We start from the raw sequence: 14,307 nt of genomic DNA on the forward strand, positions 1-14,307 counted from the left end.
ACTGGCGCGGCACCTTGCGCTGCCCAAGCACCCGAGAAGACAGACATCATGCTGGAAGTCCTCGCCGACCGTACGTATCGGCACCTGTTTCTGGCGCAGGTCATCGCGCTCATCGGCACTGGCCTCGCTACCGTGGCGCTCGGGCTGTTGGCCTATGATCTTGCCGGCGCCGATGCCGGTGCCGTGCTGGGCACTGCGCTGGCGATCAAGATGATGGCCTATGTCGGCGTGGCGCCCGTGGCGGCGGCTTTCGCCGAGCGCCTGCCGCGCCGCACCATGCTTGTATCGCTGGATCTGGTGCGGGCCGCGGTCGCCGTCTTCCTGCCCTTCGTCACCGAGGTCTGGCAGATCTATGTATTGATTTTTGTCCTGCAGGCGGCCTCAGCGGGCTTCACGCCGACGTTCCAGGCGTCGATCCCCGACGTGCTGCCCGACGAGAAGGACTACACGCGGGCGCTGTCGCTTTCACGGCTGGCCTACGATCTGGAGAGCGTCATCAGTCCGATGCTGGCGGCGGCCCTGCTTTCCGTTGTCAGCTTCCACAGCCTGTTTGCTGGCGCGGTGATCGGCTTCCTGGGATCCGCGGTGCTGGTCGTGTCCGTGGTGCTGCCAAGCCCGCAGCCGTCTGAACCGCGCGGCATCTATGAACGCACAACGCGCGGCATCCGCATCTATCTGGCGACGCCGAGACTGCGCGGCCTTCTGGCGCTCAACCTTGCCGTCGCCGCCGCCAGCGCCATGGTGATCGTCAACACCGTCGTGCTGGTGCAGGCGAAATTCGGGCTTTCCCAGAGCGACACGGCACTTGCGCTTGCAGCCTTTGGCGGTGGCTCAATGATTGCAGCTCTCGTTCTGCCAAGGCTGCTGGAGAGCATCCCCGACCGGGTGGCGATGCTTTGGGGCGCGGGGATACTGGTCGCCGGCGTGTTCGTCGGTCCGCTCGCTTCCACTTATGAGCTGCTTTTGCCGCTCTGGTTTGTGCTTGGGCTCGGCTACTCACTTGCGCAGACGCCGTCCGGACGGCTTATCAAGCGCTCGGCCAATCCCGTCGACCGGCCGGCGCTGTTTGCGGCGCAGTTCGCGCTTTCGCACGCCTGCTGGCTGATCACTTATCCGATCGCCGGGCGCGTCGGCGCCGCGATGGGCCTGTCCTTCACTTTCATCCTCCTTGGCGTGATCGGCGCCGCCGCACTCTTCGCAGCGATGTGGTTGTGGCCGCGTCATGATCCCGATGTCCTCACCCACACCCATGACGATCTGCCCGATGGGCATTCGCATCTCGAGGACGCCGTATGGACCGAAACGGGGTTCGAGCATTCGCATGGCTATGTCGTCGACGATCAGCATCCAAAATGGCCAAAGGCGAGCTGACCGGCTGCGATGCTCGGGGACCTTGCCGCCTGTGGCGGACTTTTCCTAACCGCGTTCGCAGCCGCGACCGTGTTGCCGCTGCAATCGGAAGCGGTGCTGGCCGGCCTGCTGGTGGCCGGCAGCCACTCACCGGCAGCGCTGATCCTCGTCGCGACCGTCGGCAACGTGCTGGGCTCGGTGGTCAACTGGCTGCTTGGCCGCGGCATCGACCGCTTTCGCGACTGCAAATGGTTTCCAGTTAAGTCTGCCGCGCTCGACCACGCCGCGACGCGCTACCGCCGCTATGGACGATGGAGCCTGTTGCTGAGCTGGGTCCCCGTCATCGGCGACCCGCTGACGGTGGTGGCCGGAGTGCTGCGCGAGCCGCTCTGGAGTTTCGTTGCGATCGTCACGATGGCGAAAGCCGGCCGCTATCTCATTCTTGCCGCCGTCACGCTGAACGTGATCTGACAGGTCGGCAGAGAAGGCCAGGGCAAGGTCACAGCATGCGGCCTCGCCTCTGATCCACATCCCCGTGTGGTTCCAGGCTAACTATTGGCAAGGTTCATCTTGTCCAGAGCCGCCTTGAGGCCACGCGCCAACTTGACGGCGTCGTCGTTCGCCCAGAAGTGCATGAAGAAGAGTCGCGGCTGCTCATCCAGCATGTGACTATGCAAAGCCGTTACCTCGATGCCGTTCTCGCGCAGAGCACGCAGCACGGGGTCGATGAGGACGAAATCGCCTGTGATCGCAGCCTTGTCCCCTCCGGTTGGCTGGAAGTTTATGCCTATGGCGCTGCCCATGGACGCAGGAACCGTCATACCGCCGTCGGTGATCGTTTCGGCTCGCGCGATGGTGAATTGGTAGATGCCGCCGTTGGCCTTGCCCTTGCGACCGATGGCCTGCTCGACGGCGGCCGTGTCGAACGCGATCTGCGGCTGTGTCGCAGCGGGCGTGGCATTCACCATTGGCGTCTTGCTCAGCGCCAGCCCGGCATGAAGAGCCGCCGCCAGCGTCACGGGATCACCCTGACCCAGGACGTGCATGTAAAGGGTCATCGGTTCTGCGCGCAGCAGATGGTTGTGCAACGCGGTGATCTCGATGCCACTTTCTTCAAGCTTCTTCATGACGGGGTTCACTTCGTCTTGCGTCAGGACGATATCACCCATGACCATGACCTTGTTTCCCATCGGTTCGAACGCGACCCAGCCACCAAGGGCAAAGCCAGGCTTAACGGCTACGCCGTCAAGCGATACCTTCAGGTCGGTTCGCGGCAGGCCGACCCTGTAGACGCCATCAGGCATTTCGGTTCCGGATTTGCCGAGTGTCTTTGCAACCATTTGCCAATCGGGAGCCGCGGCGGCGGGCTGGAGCGACGCTGACATTGCAATCGAGATTGCACCGATCATGAGTTTTGCATGCATGGGATATCTCCTTGTGATCTGCCCCATTGCCCGATCTGTCATGCGGCCGCCGGCTTCGGCGCGGGTGGCCAGCTGTGGGTCTCCGCTTTGCGGCGCGAGGCCCAGGCGTAGAGTGCGTCATAGATGACGAAGCCGTGCTTCAGCACCTCGTGATCGTCGGGTGTCACATCACGCAGACCCATGGAGATCGCGAGTAGTCCTGCCGACTGTGGCGTGAGATCGTGCCGGTCGGTGTCGGCACCGCGCACGATTGCGGCAATGGTCACGATCGCCGGGTCGCGCTCGAGGCCATATTTCGAGACGAAGGTGTCGAAGCTGCAGCCGTCGCCGACATGCGTGAACTCGACGCCGGGCACGTCATAGGGCGTCGCGCCGGTTTCCTCGGCAACATGGATCACCTGATCCGGCGCCACAAAGAGAAACTCCGGCTCCTTGTCGATGAAGCGCGCAATCAGCCAGGGGCAGGCAATGCGGTCGATGACCGGACGTTCGCGAGTAACCCATTTCATGATGAAATCCTTTCTTCGCTCATCACCAGGGGGACGGTTGGCGCGCCGATCGCATGCCAGGCGGCGACGCCGCCTGAAAGTGCACTTGCATAGACGCCGCGGCGGCGCAGTTCGGCGACGGCGTCGCCGCTGACCTGGAAGCCATAGAGGCAATAGACGATCACCGGCCTGTCTTTCGGCACCTCCTCCGCCCAATCGGCAATCTTTTCGGGTGCGCGGACCTTGGCTCCCGGCAGCATATCGCTGCGCTTTGCCAGATCCTCGGCTAGGCACACGTCGAGCAGAACGAGATCTTCTCCCCGATCGAGGCGCGCGCGCAACTCCTCCGGCCCGACTGCCGGAATCCTTTCAACCGACTCAGCCCTAGCTGCGGGATCGCGTTGCGCAACCGCTCGCTGATGGCGGAGAGCGACCCGATCCCAATGGATGTTCTTCATGAAGGCGTCTACATAGGCACCGGCCTTCGCGCCGAAATCGAGATGATAGGCGTGTTCGTACATGTCGAGCGCGAGGATCGGTATGCCGCCAGCGAGGCAGTTGGTGTGGTCCGCCGCCCATTGGATCGTCAGCCGGTCGCGACGCTCCGACCAGGTCAGCAAGGTCCATCCAGAACCGCCGGCTTGCGCCTTTGCGCATGCCATGAACCTGGCGCGCCAGTTCGCTACACTGCCGAAGTCGCGCTCCAGCGCGGCGGCGAGATCGCCACCGGCATCGCCGGTGCCACCCAGCCCATCAAAATAGATTTCGTGGAGGATCGCTGAATTGGTGGCAACCAACTCCTCGCGCTTCAACCCGTTGATGTCGAAGACGGGCGCCGTGCTCCAATCGAGTTCGTCGAGCCGCCGTTCGATGGCGTTGAGGCGGCGAACGGCACCTCCGTAATTGTTTTCGTAGTGGCTGGCCAACAACCGTTCGGACAAGCCGACGAGCCTGGGCGGCTTGAACGGTAGCGGCATGATCCGGTGTGGCATCGGGTTCTCTCGCTCGGCGGCACGGCCCATCCGCGAGGAAGCGAAGGCTATGCTCAAACGAAAAATGATACAAGTGTTGCATTTCACTTTGTTCGTGATACGGTTTCATTTATGAATGAGGGGCAACCGCAGGAGCAGCGCTGGCTGCTTCTGATCCATCAACTGCCAAGCAAGCCCGCCTACTTCCGGGTGAAAATTTGGCGACGGTTGCAAGGCATCGGCGCGCTCGCAGTCAAAAGCACCGTTTATGCCCTGCCGGCCAATGCCGAGATGCAGGAGGATTTCGAATGGCTTCTGAAGGAGATCGTCGCTGGCGGCGGCGAGGCCATGATGTGCGAGGCGCGCCTCGTCGATGGTTTGTCGGACGCCCAGGTGCGGGCGCTGTTCGACGCAGCCCGTGATGCCGACTATGCGGGGGTCGCTGGGGAAGCGCGCGAACTGGCTGCAGCGATTGGGGCCGACGCGACATCGGAAAAGGATGCCGAGGCACGTTCGCAACTGGGTCGCTTGCGCAAGCGGCTCGCTGAAGTGGTGACGATCGACTTTTTCGGCGCCAGCGTTCGCCTCACCGCCGAGGGTTTGATCGCCGAACTCGAGGCACAGATTGCAAAGGACGACGGCATGACCGACGAGCCCAAGAAGGCGGCTGACCCGGCCGAGCTCAAAGGCCGGATCTGGGTCACGCGCCGGGACGTGCATGTCGACCGTATTGCTTGCAGCTGGCTGATCCGTCGTTTCATCGACGCCGATGCGATCATCCGCTTCGTGGCGGGCAAGGGATACGTGCCAAAGGAGGGGGAATTGCGCTTCGACATGTTTGAAGGCGAAATCACGCATGAGGGCGATCGCTGCAGCTTCGAAGTTCTGCTTGCCCGCGCCGCCATCAACGACCCGGCGCTGCAGGCCATCGCCGAGATCGTCCATGACATCGATCTCAAGGACAACAAGTTCGGTCGCGAAGAGGCGACAGGCATTGCTAGCCTGATCGCCGGCATCGCCATGGCGAACAAGAGCGACGAGCAACGGATCGCGCAGGGCGCTCCTGTCTTCGACAACCTCTATCAGTATTTCGGCAAGAAACGCGGATGACCGAAAGGACGCAAGCAATGGCCAATCTGGAGCAGACCGTCGCGACGACGCCCTCTTCAGCCGGGACTCACGACCACGGCGTTTCGTTTGCTGCAGCCATGCGCGTATGGGCTCGTGTGGCAATGCTCAGTTTCGGTGGGCCGGCGGGCCAGATCGCCATGATGCATCGGATCATCGTCGAGGAAAAGCGCTGGATCGGCGAGACCCGATTCCTGCATGCGCTCAACTACTGCACGCTGCTGCCCGGTCCTGAGGCGCTTGCTATGGCTGGTCCCGGTCCTCGCGCTGCTTGCATTCCTAGGGCAGGGCAACGTCTTCACCGATATCGCGATCTTCTTCTCCAAGATGGCGATGGTCACCTTCGGCGGCGCCTACGCAGTCCTCGCCTATGTCGCTCAGCAGGGTGTGGAGCACTATGGCTGGCTGAAGCCAGGAGAGATGCTTGACGGTCTCGGTATGGCCGAGACTACGCCTGGTCCACTCATCATGGTCACCCAATTCGTCGGCTTCATGGGGGCCTACCGTGCGCCAGGTGTGCTTACCCCGCTGGTAGCCGGAACACTCGGCGGTCTTCTGACAACGTGGGTAACCTTCATCCCGTGCTTCCTATGGATATTCCTAGGCGCGCCGTTCATGGAGACCATGCGCAGCAACAAGGCCTTGTCCGCAGCGCTGGCTGCCATCACTGCAGCGGTGGTTGGTGTGATCCTAAACCTGGCGGTATGGTTCGCGCTTCATGTGTTGTTCCGCGAACTGCATGACTTGAGCTGGCTGGGCATGACGCTAGACGTGCCGGTGCTCAACTCCATCAATATCCCGTCGCTGGTGCTGACGCTCGTCGCGCTGCTGGCGGTATTCCGTTTCAAGGTCGGCATGATCCAGGTCCTCGCGACCTGTTCGATATTGGGTGTTCTTTACGGCGTCGCCACGGGTTTGGTCTAGGCTGTGCAGTCGGCCTCCCGACTGGCATGCAGGAGGTGTGTTCGGTTCGCACGGCGCGTCGGATCCGTTCGCGCAACTGGTCGTGGATCGTATCGCCGCTGCTCAAAAGCAGCGCGTGGTGCACCGATTGGAAGGCCTGCGCGTGCTCGAACATCGGCAGGCTGAATTCGAACAGGCGGCGGTTTGCCTGCTCCCTTTCCGACATGCGCCTGTTCAGCGACTGCAGATGCGCCTCCAGGGTCGCACCGCGCAGTTGGTCCTTGCCGGCGTAATGGGTGTAGAAGGTCGACCTGCCGACATCAGCCTTCTGGCAGATGTCCTCCACGGTGAGTGCCGCGTAGCCGCGCTCGGGAATCAGGGCAATCAGCGCGTCCTGCAGCAGGGCGCGCGTGCGCGCGCGACGCGCCGGTCGATCGTGCCCCTGTCGTCGGTCCGCTCAATTTTCATGGTCACTGCGCCCTGCCGCGTGCGGTTCCGGACATTCAGCGGTCCGGTGCCTCTCAACAGCTTTTCCAGACACTGTGTCCAGTATGATACGCCAAGTCCAGAAGCTGAATGATCATTTGAGCACACCGAAATAGAGAGGCGGCAAAAAATTCATGCACCAATTTGGTCATCGGGCCGGCGACGCACAGCATTCCCGCAAGGGCGTTATCGCGCTTGCCGTAGTTGTCAAACTGTCGCTGGTCGCGGGTTCCCTGCTGATGCTTCAATTCGGGGCCGGCTATCTCAATGCCGGTGCCTGGACGGCTACGATCCACGGTCTCATTCTGGCAGTGATCGTGGCCGTGGCGCTGGGGCGGACTTCGCCACAAGCGGTCCGCCGGCAACGGAGCGCATGCCGGCAGCGTCAAGGGCATCGGCATCGTCCTGCACAGGGCGGCAGGCTATCACCTGCTTGCGCGCGTTCTGACCTTCGGCCGCGAGGGCCGGTTTCGCCACTCTATGCTTCGCCTGGCAGCGCTCCAGTCCGGCGAAGCCGTGCTCGATGTCGCCTGCGGAACCGGCACGCTTGCCATTGCCGCAAGGCCCCTTGTCGGCACGGATGGTCGCGTCACGGGCGTCGACGCTTCGGCCGAGATGGTCGAAAGGGCACGCGTCAAGGCTGCGCGGGCGGGTCTCGACCTGACCTTCGTCAAGGCGATTGCTCAGGAACTTCCTTTCAAGGATGGGCAATTCGATATCGTGATCGGCACGCTCATGCTGCACCATCTGTCGCTGCCCGTTCGATCGGCCTTCGTCCGGGAAGCCGGGCGCGTTCTGAAGCCCGGAGGCCGGCTGCTGCTGATCGACTTCGGCAGGCCGCTACGCGAATCCAGAATGCCGAGGCTCCACCGGCATGGACATATCGACATGAATGCGGTCGGCGCGCTATTGGCCCAGCGCGGGTTCAAGGTGAGCGACATCGGCGCCGTTGGGACCATGAACCTGAACTATGTTCGCGCAACGACCGACAAGGTCCAGCCTGGCTGATCGCCGCATGCGGGGGCGATCGGACCGAGGACGCTGCCAGAAGACAGGGCGGGCTGGGCCGCGTTGCGTTCGCAGCCGCCCGGGCGTTATCTTGCTGGACTGGCTATACCGGCCTGCTTCGATACCCGGGTCCAAGAATGCCCAAGCCCGTCTTTTCCATGACGCTCGCGGCCGTGTGGTTGGCATCGCCGCTTGCGCATGCCGATACCGTCGACCGGGCGCTCAATGCCTTCCACGAAACATGCCTGGCGCACGGCCCAGACTTCGAACGAACCGAGACATTGGCAAAGACCCGTGGATGGAAGCCGCTCTCCGATGGCGAGGCACTTGCTCCTGTCGCTGCCATGAAAGAGTTCCGTGGATGGCAGGTCGGCGGCAAGGACCTACCAGCCGGAACGATGGTCGCGGTGACCAGGGCGACCATGGACGGCAGGTCCGTCCAGACCTGCTCGGTCAAGCTCTTCGATGTCGATCGCGCAGAATTTGAAAAGCGGTTCTTTGACCGCACCGACGCCGAGAAGATCGGCGAGGAGAGGAAGGGCAGGCAGGTTTCCCGGCTGTTCATACTGATCGCGGGCAATCGCAAGCAACTCGTGCATTTGACGTCGCCGGCCGCTCGGGGCGCACCGGACGCCATCATTGCAAGTTCGATCGTCGATGACTGAAAGGCTTCCGGTCGCGTCCCAATTTGGCCTGCTTGCGCTGCCAGATCAGTCGGCTGGCGTGAAACGACAAACGAAAAGCCAGCGCAAATGCGACTGACCGGAACGATTTTTGGCTCGGCGCTCCTGCTTGCTTCCAGCGTTGCGGCTGGCGCCCATCCTCACGTTTTCGCAGAGGCGCGGCTGGACCTGACGGTCGGCCCCGACAAGTCGGTCAAGTCGCTCAAGCATCTGTGGCGGTTCGACGAGCTCTTTTCCTCGACGGTGCTGATGGAGTTCGACAAGAACGCCGATCTCGTGCTCGAGGCAAAGGAACTCGACGCCGCCGCTCTCACCATCCACGCCTCGCTTGCCGAGTACAATTACTTTCAAATGGTCACAGTGGATGGCGAGGACGTGGCGATGACGCCGCCGGCCAGGTTCGTCACCAGTTATGAGAACAATCAACTCGTCATCCAGTTCGAGACGCAGCCGAAAGAGACACTGCCGCTTGCCGGCAAGGTCAGCATTGGCGTCTATGATCCGACTTTCTACACGGCGATTGATTTCACCGACGACGACAAACTTGCGGTGGCCGGCCTGCCGCAAGGCTGCGCACGCGCCGTCGTGCGTCCCGATCCGGACACGGCGATCGCGCAGAACCAGAAAAGTCTGACAGATGCGTTCTTCAGCGATCCGACCGGCACCGATCTCGGCAAGATTTTCGCCACACGCCTCGAACTGACTTGCGCGTGAGGGATCGGCTCGCTCAATGTTCCAGATCCTCGTCGAATTCCAGCGCACGATCTATCTGGCGCTTGCCGAGCAGATCAAGTTGCTGTCAGCCGGCGGTGATTGGCTGGGGTTCATGGCGTTCCTGCCGATGGGCGTGCTCTTCGGCGCCGCGCACGCACTGACGCCAGGCCACAGTAAGGCGGTGCTGGCGACCTATCTCGCCGGATCGGATGCGAAGGTCTCGCGCGGCCTTCTCGTATCGACTACTTTATCCGTCACCCACGTGACGATTGCCGTGGTAATTGCCGTCCTCTCCCTGCCGCTAGTCTCGATCGCCCTCGGCAGCGTCGGCCGCGCGCCGCTGCTCGAGGACGTCAGCCGCGGGCTGCTCGGTCTGATCGGCCTGTGGATGATAGGGCGCGCATTAAGGCACGGCCACCACCACAAGCATGAAGGCGAGGCGGTCGGCATCATGGCCGGCCTGATCCCGTGCCCGCTCACGCTGTTCGTGATGACCTTCGCCATCTCCAGGGGCGTTCCGGTCGCGGGCATCCTGTTTGCCCTCACCATGATGGCCGGGGTGGCGCTGACACTATCCACAGTCGCCGTTCTGTCGATCCTGTTTCGCGAACGGCTGGTACATTTTTTTGAGAGCCGGCCGCGGTTGTTTGATGCGATCTCTCGAAGCATCGAAGGCGTTGCAGGGCTGGTACTTGCTGGCGTCGCTCTTTGGCAGATAGCGTTGGCCTGAAGCCATGAGCTGGATCAAAGTGGCGCACCAAGGGCTGGTCCCCGGAGCGCAGAGCGCGAGACACGCCGAACGAGCTGGGAGGCCAAATTGAGCGACTGGAGCAAAATTGTTGCCATGATAGTCTTGGCTGTGGCGGCCGGATTGTTGACGATCCTTTTGAGGCATTGGGTAGATGCCCAACCGCGCATGGGCGACGGGGGAACGCTGCTCGTGATCGGCAGCCTAATTGCCGTACCTAGCGGGGAGGGCGTTTCGTGGGAACAGTTGTAATAATTGTGGTATAGGCAGCCGCCTGCCTTTGAACGAACCATTGTGGGCGAGCGTTGCCAGCCGGGCCGCTGGCGCGACGAGGAGCGCAGTGGCTACCTTCCTTCCAAGGCGCTCGCGCAGAACCGCCAGTTCTGCAGCATACGCCTGCGCCTGACCGGCTTGGAAATCAGCCGTGACCTTGCTTTCGATTAAGACGCAGGCCCGGAGCGTCTGATCATCGTCGAACCAGCCGATCCGCACGTCGGTCTGACGGCGATCGTTCTCGCGGGGCGGCGACTTCTGCAGCAACACGTGTTGGCTCATCGGCGCCGAAAAGGAGTTCCCAAGCTTCGACACCATCCATGTAAGGAAGGCCGGGGATGCGAAGAGCTCCTCAACCAGAAAGTTGTCGAGATCGCTCCCTGACCCGGTCGCGGAAGAGGACGTCCACCTGGCTCATTTCGACGTCGGCATACCGAATTTTCATAAGCCACCACTCCTAGGCGGAATCGCTCTAGCCCATGCATCTGAGAATCCGCGGTATGGCGCAAGGGGCTAACTGGCTTAGCGTGGAAGCAGGGCGGCTATCGCCGATTACTTTCGAAACCTGTCAGACCGCTTTCGGCCCCGCACACGACATTAAATGTATCTGCTCAGCAATGGCCGATGCTGGCCCGTCGCGGCCATTTCACCTTCGCAGGCCGGGACTGCCCAAGAGGGCCATATTCGTATCGCCTAGCGAATGACCTGCTAAACTTCGCATGGTCCCGCTATCACGAAACCATTGAAATTGTTCACCTCTATACCTGAGAACCAAAAGTGCGAGGTTGACAGCTTTGGAGAATATCGGCCGAGAGAACGATTATTGAAATATCCGGCGGCGCAGTTGCCAGCTTTTCTTGAAAACTCGCAATTGCCCGGCGCGCCCACCTTGCGCACGATGATGAGGTCAAGCGGCGCCTTCAGGACTTTGGCCACTTCAGCGGCAACAGGAACGCCACCGCGCGGCAGGGCCAGAATGACAGGTTGGTGCAACTGGAGTTTCATCAGCTCGATGGCAAGCCTCTGCCCCGCCTCCCGACGATCGTGGAACATCGTTCAACCCACCGGCCAGAGGTGTCGGAGGTGGACCACTTCGCCAGACAATACGTGGCGGGCAAGCCGCTTCGATCGCCTTGGTGATATCGACGCCAAGCTTGCGCCCAAAGCTATTCCGGACGCAAATGAGGAAGCCGCTCTTTTTCGTTCCGCCACGGGCTCCCCCGATAAGTCCAGCGCTCGAAATGAAGTGTGGGTCATGCGGAGATCCTTCAATCTGGCTTGCCATTCTGGCCGACGGGAAGACTGTCGCATTGAGCCGGATCAATTTGGCTGGACCCATGTCGGTCAAGCAGTCCACGAGGGGTGGAACTTCCGTGTTGGAGTCGGGGCAACCGCGCCGACATGTATTCAATCCAGCAAGTTCCGATCACAAGACGGGCCTTCAAATCCTTCAGCAGATCTTCAAGCAACCATCGAAGTCCAGCGCCTCTGTGATGTGTCTGATCGCGCGACTGGCTGGACTGGAGGCTCTATCGGGGCTTTGCCTCGACTAACCGCCTCACGTGGATGCTGGCCGGGTCCGGGGTGAAACTCAGGGACGAGCCGCTGGCAAGTGCTGGTCGTGGTCGTCCAACGGGAAGAAGTGGACAGCCTTCAGCGTGACCGGAAGGTCATAGCCCTCAATCAGCACGGTCGCCCACTGATCCCCTAGATCATCCTGCCAAGTCTCGAGGACGCGGCACCTCACAGCCACATCCATGCCAACCTCGATATTGTCTGTTCTCTTCGCCATCCCGAACTCCCGTTGCTTGGCATTGGTGCTGTCATCGACGCTTCGCTGTCGCGCCAGTTCGAAGCAATCGGCTGATCGCCCCCTGTTTTAGGAGGGAGCGGCTAACACCCATTCACGGCAGCGGTTGTGAGCGTAGCCGCCCAACACCCTTTCCGACTGCTTGTGTCGAAGTACCAGGGCTGCATTCAACTGGCTTTGATGCGCATCAATTGAGGACGATGATCAGCGGGCGGGCGAACCTCTCGACTGCGTCAGCCTCACGTAAGAGGCAGCGGCTCCGGTCATTGCTGTACAAGGGCCTGCTGCTCACGCCTGTTGGGCGAGTCGATGGCTTTTGGGATTAACGATGCACAACCCGGAGAAGTCTTGGCGATATTCGACCGTCTTCGTATCCAAAGTTCACAGCATCCGACTTGAAGCAGGGAAAATCAACTTGCCTCCAAGCCAGACAGGCTAATATTCGGTCGTGCTTTGTGGAGCTTTTTTTATGTGGCAAATTGGTGGTTTCCTGCTGGCCATATTTGTCGCCCTCGCGGCCGCGGTCTTTGTGACCTTCTTAGCTTACGAAACCCAGCTGAGCCGTATACGCAACGCCGCCAGCCGAGGCAGTGTGGTCGCTAAACTCGACGCAGGTCCGATCGAATACGTCGACAATGGAGTGGGTCCTGCGCTTCTATCGATCCACGGGGCCGGTGGCGGCTTTGACCAAGGGCTTGCCAATGCGGCTGATCTTGTGGGCGAGGGCTTTCGGATCATCGCGCCGTCGCGCTTCGGGTATCTGCGCACCCCCGTTCCGCAGGATACCTCTCCAGCCGCGCAGGCCGATGCGCACGCGGCGTTGCTGTCCAAACTGGGCATTCCCGAAGCGATAGTCGTCGGCGTTTCGGCAGGCGCGCGTTCTGCGGTCGAGCTGGCACTCCGGCATCCGGACAAGGTCACCGCTCTCGTTCTGATCGTCCCAGGCCTTTATTCGCCCACCAGTCCGGTGTCGATCGAAGCGAGCCGCGGCAACAGGTTCGCATTCTGGGCCGTCAATGCCGGCGGCGACTTCGCCTGGTGGGCCGCTGAGAAGATCGCGCCGTCAGTGCTCGTTCGTTTCCTCGGCGTTCCGCCGACGCTGGTTGCGGCTGCGCTTCCGGCCGAACAGGACCGCGTCATGAGCATCGTCGAGAGTGTCGAGCCGCTGTCGCTGCGCTTCGCCGGGATCAACATCGACAGCACCCCCGCCTTGCATGAACTGCCGCTGGAAGTAATCACTGCGCCGATGATCATTATTTCTGCGCGCGACGATCTGTTTAACACCCTGCCGGCAGCTGAGTTCGCTGCAGCCAAGATCCCGGGTGCCAAGCTGGTCATCTACGACACTGGAGGACATCTTCTTGTCGGACGACAGCAGGAGGTTCGCATGGCAGTCCGCATGTTCCTAGCTGGCGCCGGCCGGATCCCGTCATCCGAGAGCCCGGACAGTCAGACAAGACCCGCTCGGGGGCAGTAGCGCCTCACAGATCGCGTCGTTGTTGTCCCCGATCGATGGAATGGTGGCAGAAGAGGGACAGCGCATCACGACGTAGCTCTCGAACCGGCGTTCGATGCCCATCCACTGGAGCGTGGAAGGACCAGGACGTGGCACGCTCGCTCCGTGGTCCGTCGCCGCCTCCCTGCCTTGTTTCGATCAGCGGTGCACCCGCCTGGACCACTCCTTCGCTCTCCTGAATGATCTTCAGGACGCTGCCGGCAAGAGGGACGCTGGCGAGCGCTTTTTCCGACATCCAGATGAGGCCGAAGCGGCGGTCGTCCGGCATGATATCGCTTGGTCCGACTGCATAGATGAACTCGGGCGACAGCGCGATCCCGACAATCGTCAATTCGCGCCCCTATGACCTCGATGATGCGTTCTCGTCCGTTTCGTTGAAGTTGCTGCGGGGCGCGTCCGAGAGTGAGGTCATGATGCGCCTCGACGCGATGCTCGAGCGCTATGGCGGCCGAGCGGCCTATGGCCGGAAGGACCACACTTCGCACGCCTGGCTGAACCACGAACTCGATATGCTCAACAACATGAGCCGGACGCTGCCACCGATTTTCCTTTTGGTGTCGGCATTTCTGGTCAATCTCACACTTAGCCGGCTCGTTGCACTGGAGCGCGAGCAGATCGGGCTCATGAAGGCGCTGGGATAACTAACGTGGAATGCCGTCCTGATCGGCATGCTCACCTTGGCTGTTACCTGCTTGCGAGCATGATTGCCCTTCTGGACCAGCCATACGATTCGGCAGCGGTCAAGAAGCCGATCTGCGGCGCATGAATGTCGGGTCTGCCGAGCCGGCAAGCCGCTCGATCATCA

The 14,307-nt window shown here is 61.6% G+C and carries 16 protein-coding genes and 3 pseudogenes; 10 read left to right on the plus strand and 9 right to left on the minus strand.

Annotated features, from left to right (window positions below; translation table 11 throughout):
* Positions 1-48 precede the first annotated feature (48 nt).
* Both NKI25_RS25865 and NKI25_RS25870 read left to right on the plus strand, forming a co-directional pair.
* On the plus strand, positions 49-1,371 hold the full coding sequence (locus NKI25_RS25865) for an MFS transporter (protein WP_352623686.1): 1,323 nt from the start codon (positions 49-51) through the stop codon (positions 1,369-1,371).
* Between the two features lie 9 nt (positions 1,372-1,380).
* A complete protein-coding gene (locus NKI25_RS25870) occupies positions 1,381-1,821 on the plus strand; it encodes a YqaA family protein (RefSeq protein ID WP_352623688.1) in 441 nt (146 codons plus the stop codon).
* Between the two features lie 77 nt (positions 1,822-1,898).
* Here NKI25_RS25870 and NKI25_RS25875 read toward each other — a convergent pair whose 3' ends face one another.
* Genes NKI25_RS25875 through NKI25_RS25885 form a run of 3 tightly spaced genes read right to left on the minus strand, consistent with a single transcriptional unit; the run spans position 1,899 to position 4,254 of the window.
* Entirely contained in the window at positions 1,899-2,774 is an 876-nt protein-coding gene (locus tag NKI25_RS25875; RefSeq protein WP_352999731.1) for a DUF1259 domain-containing protein, read from the minus strand.
* Positions 2,775-2,812: 38 nt separating this feature from the next.
* Positions 2,813-3,283, minus strand: coding sequence for a chromate resistance protein ChrB domain-containing protein (locus tag NKI25_RS25880; protein WP_352623691.1), 471 nt, complete (start codon positions 3,281-3,283; stop codon positions 2,813-2,815).
* On the minus strand, positions 3,280-4,254 hold the full coding sequence (locus tag NKI25_RS25885) for a Fe-Mn family superoxide dismutase (RefSeq protein WP_352623692.1): 975 nt from the start codon (positions 4,252-4,254) through the stop codon (positions 3,280-3,282). The genes NKI25_RS25880 and NKI25_RS25885 overlap by 4 nt, the downstream gene beginning before the upstream one ends.
* Positions 4,255-4,365: 111 nt before the next feature.
* On the opposite strand from NKI25_RS25885, the gene NKI25_RS25890 reads away from it, so the two are divergent.
* Both NKI25_RS25890 and NKI25_RS25895 read left to right on the plus strand, forming a co-directional pair.
* Positions 4,366-5,343: a chromate resistance protein ChrB domain-containing protein gene (locus tag NKI25_RS25890; protein ID WP_352999733.1), complete on the plus strand. Its 978-nt coding sequence runs from the start codon at positions 4,366-4,368 to the stop codon at positions 5,341-5,343.
* Positions 5,340-6,285 (plus strand): annotated as a pseudogene (locus NKI25_RS25895) (chromate transporter). Before NKI25_RS25890 ends, NKI25_RS25895 begins: the two are co-directional and overlap by 4 nt.
* Here the strand turns inward: NKI25_RS25895 and NKI25_RS25900 are convergent.
* Both NKI25_RS25900 and NKI25_RS25905 read right to left on the minus strand, forming a co-directional pair.
* Positions 6,206-6,610 carry a TetR/AcrR family transcriptional regulator gene (locus tag NKI25_RS25900; RefSeq protein ID WP_352623695.1) on the minus strand — a complete coding sequence of 135 codons (405 nt, stop codon included), beginning with the start codon at positions 6,608-6,610 and terminating at the stop codon, positions 6,206-6,208. The pseudogene NKI25_RS25895 and the gene NKI25_RS25900 sit on opposite strands and share 80 nt — an antisense overlap.
* A gap of 175 nt (positions 6,611-6,785) precedes the next feature.
* The gene (locus tag NKI25_RS25905; RefSeq protein WP_352784683.1) at positions 6,786-7,145 is read right to left on the minus strand and encodes a hypothetical protein; all 360 of its coding nucleotides are present in this window, start codon (positions 7,143-7,145) and stop codon (positions 6,786-6,788) included.
* 10 nt (positions 7,146-7,155) lie between these two features.
* Here NKI25_RS25905 and NKI25_RS25910 point away from each other — a divergent pair, with 10 nt between their 5' ends.
* The 4 genes from NKI25_RS25910 (at position 7,156) to NKI25_RS25925 (ending at position 9,885) form a co-directional block, all read left to right on the plus strand.
* Entirely contained in the window at positions 7,156-7,758 is a 603-nt protein-coding gene (locus NKI25_RS25910; protein ID WP_352623774.1) for a class I SAM-dependent methyltransferase, read from the plus strand.
* A 137-nt stretch (positions 7,759-7,895) separates the two neighbouring features.
* The gene (locus NKI25_RS25915) at positions 7,896-8,423 is read left to right on the plus strand and encodes a hypothetical protein (protein ID WP_352784680.1); all 528 of its coding nucleotides are present in this window, start codon (positions 7,896-7,898) and stop codon (positions 8,421-8,423) included.
* A gap of 87 nt (positions 8,424-8,510) precedes the next feature.
* Positions 8,511-9,155: a DUF1007 family protein gene (locus NKI25_RS25920; protein WP_352623700.1), complete on the plus strand. Its 645-nt coding sequence runs from the start codon at positions 8,511-8,513 to the stop codon at positions 9,153-9,155.
* Between the two features lie 16 nt (positions 9,156-9,171).
* Positions 9,172-9,885 carry a HoxN/HupN/NixA family nickel/cobalt transporter gene (locus NKI25_RS25925; RefSeq protein WP_352786113.1) on the plus strand — a complete coding sequence of 238 codons (714 nt, stop codon included), beginning with the start codon at positions 9,172-9,174 and terminating at the stop codon, positions 9,883-9,885.
* Positions 9,886-10,107: 222 nt separating this feature from the next.
* Here NKI25_RS25925 and NKI25_RS25930 read toward each other — a convergent pair whose 3' ends face one another.
* The 3 genes and pseudogenes from NKI25_RS25930 to NKI25_RS25940 all read right to left on the minus strand — a co-directional run bounded on the left by NKI25_RS25930 (position 10,108) and on the right by NKI25_RS25940 (position 11,968).
* Positions 10,108-10,446: a hypothetical protein gene (locus NKI25_RS25930; protein WP_352623701.1), complete on the minus strand. Its 339-nt coding sequence runs from the start codon at positions 10,444-10,446 to the stop codon at positions 10,108-10,110.
* A 588-nt stretch (positions 10,447-11,034) separates the two neighbouring features.
* A pseudogene (locus NKI25_RS36535) lies at positions 11,035-11,229 on the minus strand (phosphoribosyltransferase family protein); the annotation flags it as partial.
* A gap of 538 nt (positions 11,230-11,767) precedes the next feature.
* Positions 11,768-11,968 carry a hypothetical protein gene (locus NKI25_RS25940; RefSeq protein ID WP_352786116.1) on the minus strand — a complete coding sequence of 67 codons (201 nt, stop codon included), beginning with the start codon at positions 11,966-11,968 and terminating at the stop codon, positions 11,768-11,770.
* Positions 11,969-12,455: 487 nt separating this feature from the next.
* Here NKI25_RS25940 and NKI25_RS25945 point away from each other — a divergent pair, with 487 nt between their 5' ends.
* Complete coding sequence (locus NKI25_RS25945) at positions 12,456-13,463, plus strand: alpha/beta fold hydrolase (RefSeq protein WP_352623706.1); 1,008 nt, start codon at positions 12,456-12,458, stop codon at positions 13,461-13,463.
* A gap of 4 nt (positions 13,464-13,467) precedes the next feature.
* On the opposite strand, the gene NKI25_RS25950 is transcribed toward NKI25_RS25945, so the two are convergent.
* On the minus strand, positions 13,468-13,770 hold the full coding sequence (locus NKI25_RS25950) for a hypothetical protein (RefSeq protein ID WP_352784672.1): 303 nt from the start codon (positions 13,768-13,770) through the stop codon (positions 13,468-13,470).
* A gap of 73 nt (positions 13,771-13,843) precedes the next feature.
* Here NKI25_RS25950 and NKI25_RS25955 point away from each other — a divergent pair.
* A pseudogene (locus NKI25_RS25955) lies at positions 13,844-14,140 on the plus strand (ABC transporter permease); the annotation flags it as partial.
* Positions 14,141-14,307 lie beyond the last annotated feature (167 nt).

Origin of the sequence: Mesorhizobium sp. M0808 (genome assembly GCF_040320025.1) — a bacterium.
In the GTDB taxonomy this organism is placed as follows: Bacteria; Pseudomonadota; Alphaproteobacteria; order Rhizobiales; family Rhizobiaceae; genus Mesorhizobium.

Excerpts from the sequence above, each read along its gene's own strand:
- NKI25_RS25865 (WP_352623686.1), top strand. The coding sequence starts at position 49 with ATGCTGGAAGTCCTCGCCGACCGTACGTATCGGCACCTGTTTCTGGCG.
- NKI25_RS25870 (WP_352623688.1), top strand. The coding sequence starts at position 1,381 with ATGCTCGGGGACCTTGCCGCCTGTGGCGGACTTTTCCTAACCGCGTTC.
- NKI25_RS25875 (WP_352999731.1), bottom strand. The coding sequence starts at position 2,774 with ATGCATGCAAAACTCATGATCGGTGCAATCTCGATTGCAATGTCAGCG.
- NKI25_RS25880 (WP_352623691.1), bottom strand. The coding sequence starts at position 3,283 with ATGAAATGGGTTACTCGCGAACGTCCGGTCATCGACCGCATTGCCTGC.
- NKI25_RS25885 (WP_352623692.1), bottom strand. The coding sequence starts at position 4,254 with ATGCCACACCGGATCATGCCGCTACCGTTCAAGCCGCCCAGGCTCGTC.
- NKI25_RS25890 (WP_352999733.1), top strand. The coding sequence starts at position 4,366 with ATGAATGAGGGGCAACCGCAGGAGCAGCGCTGGCTGCTTCTGATCCAT.
- NKI25_RS25905 (WP_352784683.1), bottom strand. The coding sequence starts at position 7,145 with ATGCCCTTGACGCTGCCGGCATGCGCTCCGTTGCCGGCGGACCGCTTG.
- NKI25_RS25915 (WP_352784680.1), top strand. The coding sequence starts at position 7,896 with ATGCCCAAGCCCGTCTTTTCCATGACGCTCGCGGCCGTGTGGTTGGCA.
- NKI25_RS25920 (WP_352623700.1), top strand. The coding sequence starts at position 8,511 with ATGCGACTGACCGGAACGATTTTTGGCTCGGCGCTCCTGCTTGCTTCC.
- NKI25_RS25925 (WP_352786113.1), top strand. The coding sequence starts at position 9,172 with ATGTTCCAGATCCTCGTCGAATTCCAGCGCACGATCTATCTGGCGCTT.
- NKI25_RS25940 (WP_352786116.1), bottom strand. The coding sequence starts at position 11,968 with ATGGCGAAGAGAACAGACAATATCGAGGTTGGCATGGATGTGGCTGTG.
- NKI25_RS25945 (WP_352623706.1), top strand. The coding sequence starts at position 12,456 with ATGTGGCAAATTGGTGGTTTCCTGCTGGCCATATTTGTCGCCCTCGCG.
- NKI25_RS25950 (WP_352784672.1), bottom strand. The coding sequence starts at position 13,770 with ATGCCGGACGACCGCCGCTTCGGCCTCATCTGGATGTCGGAAAAAGCG.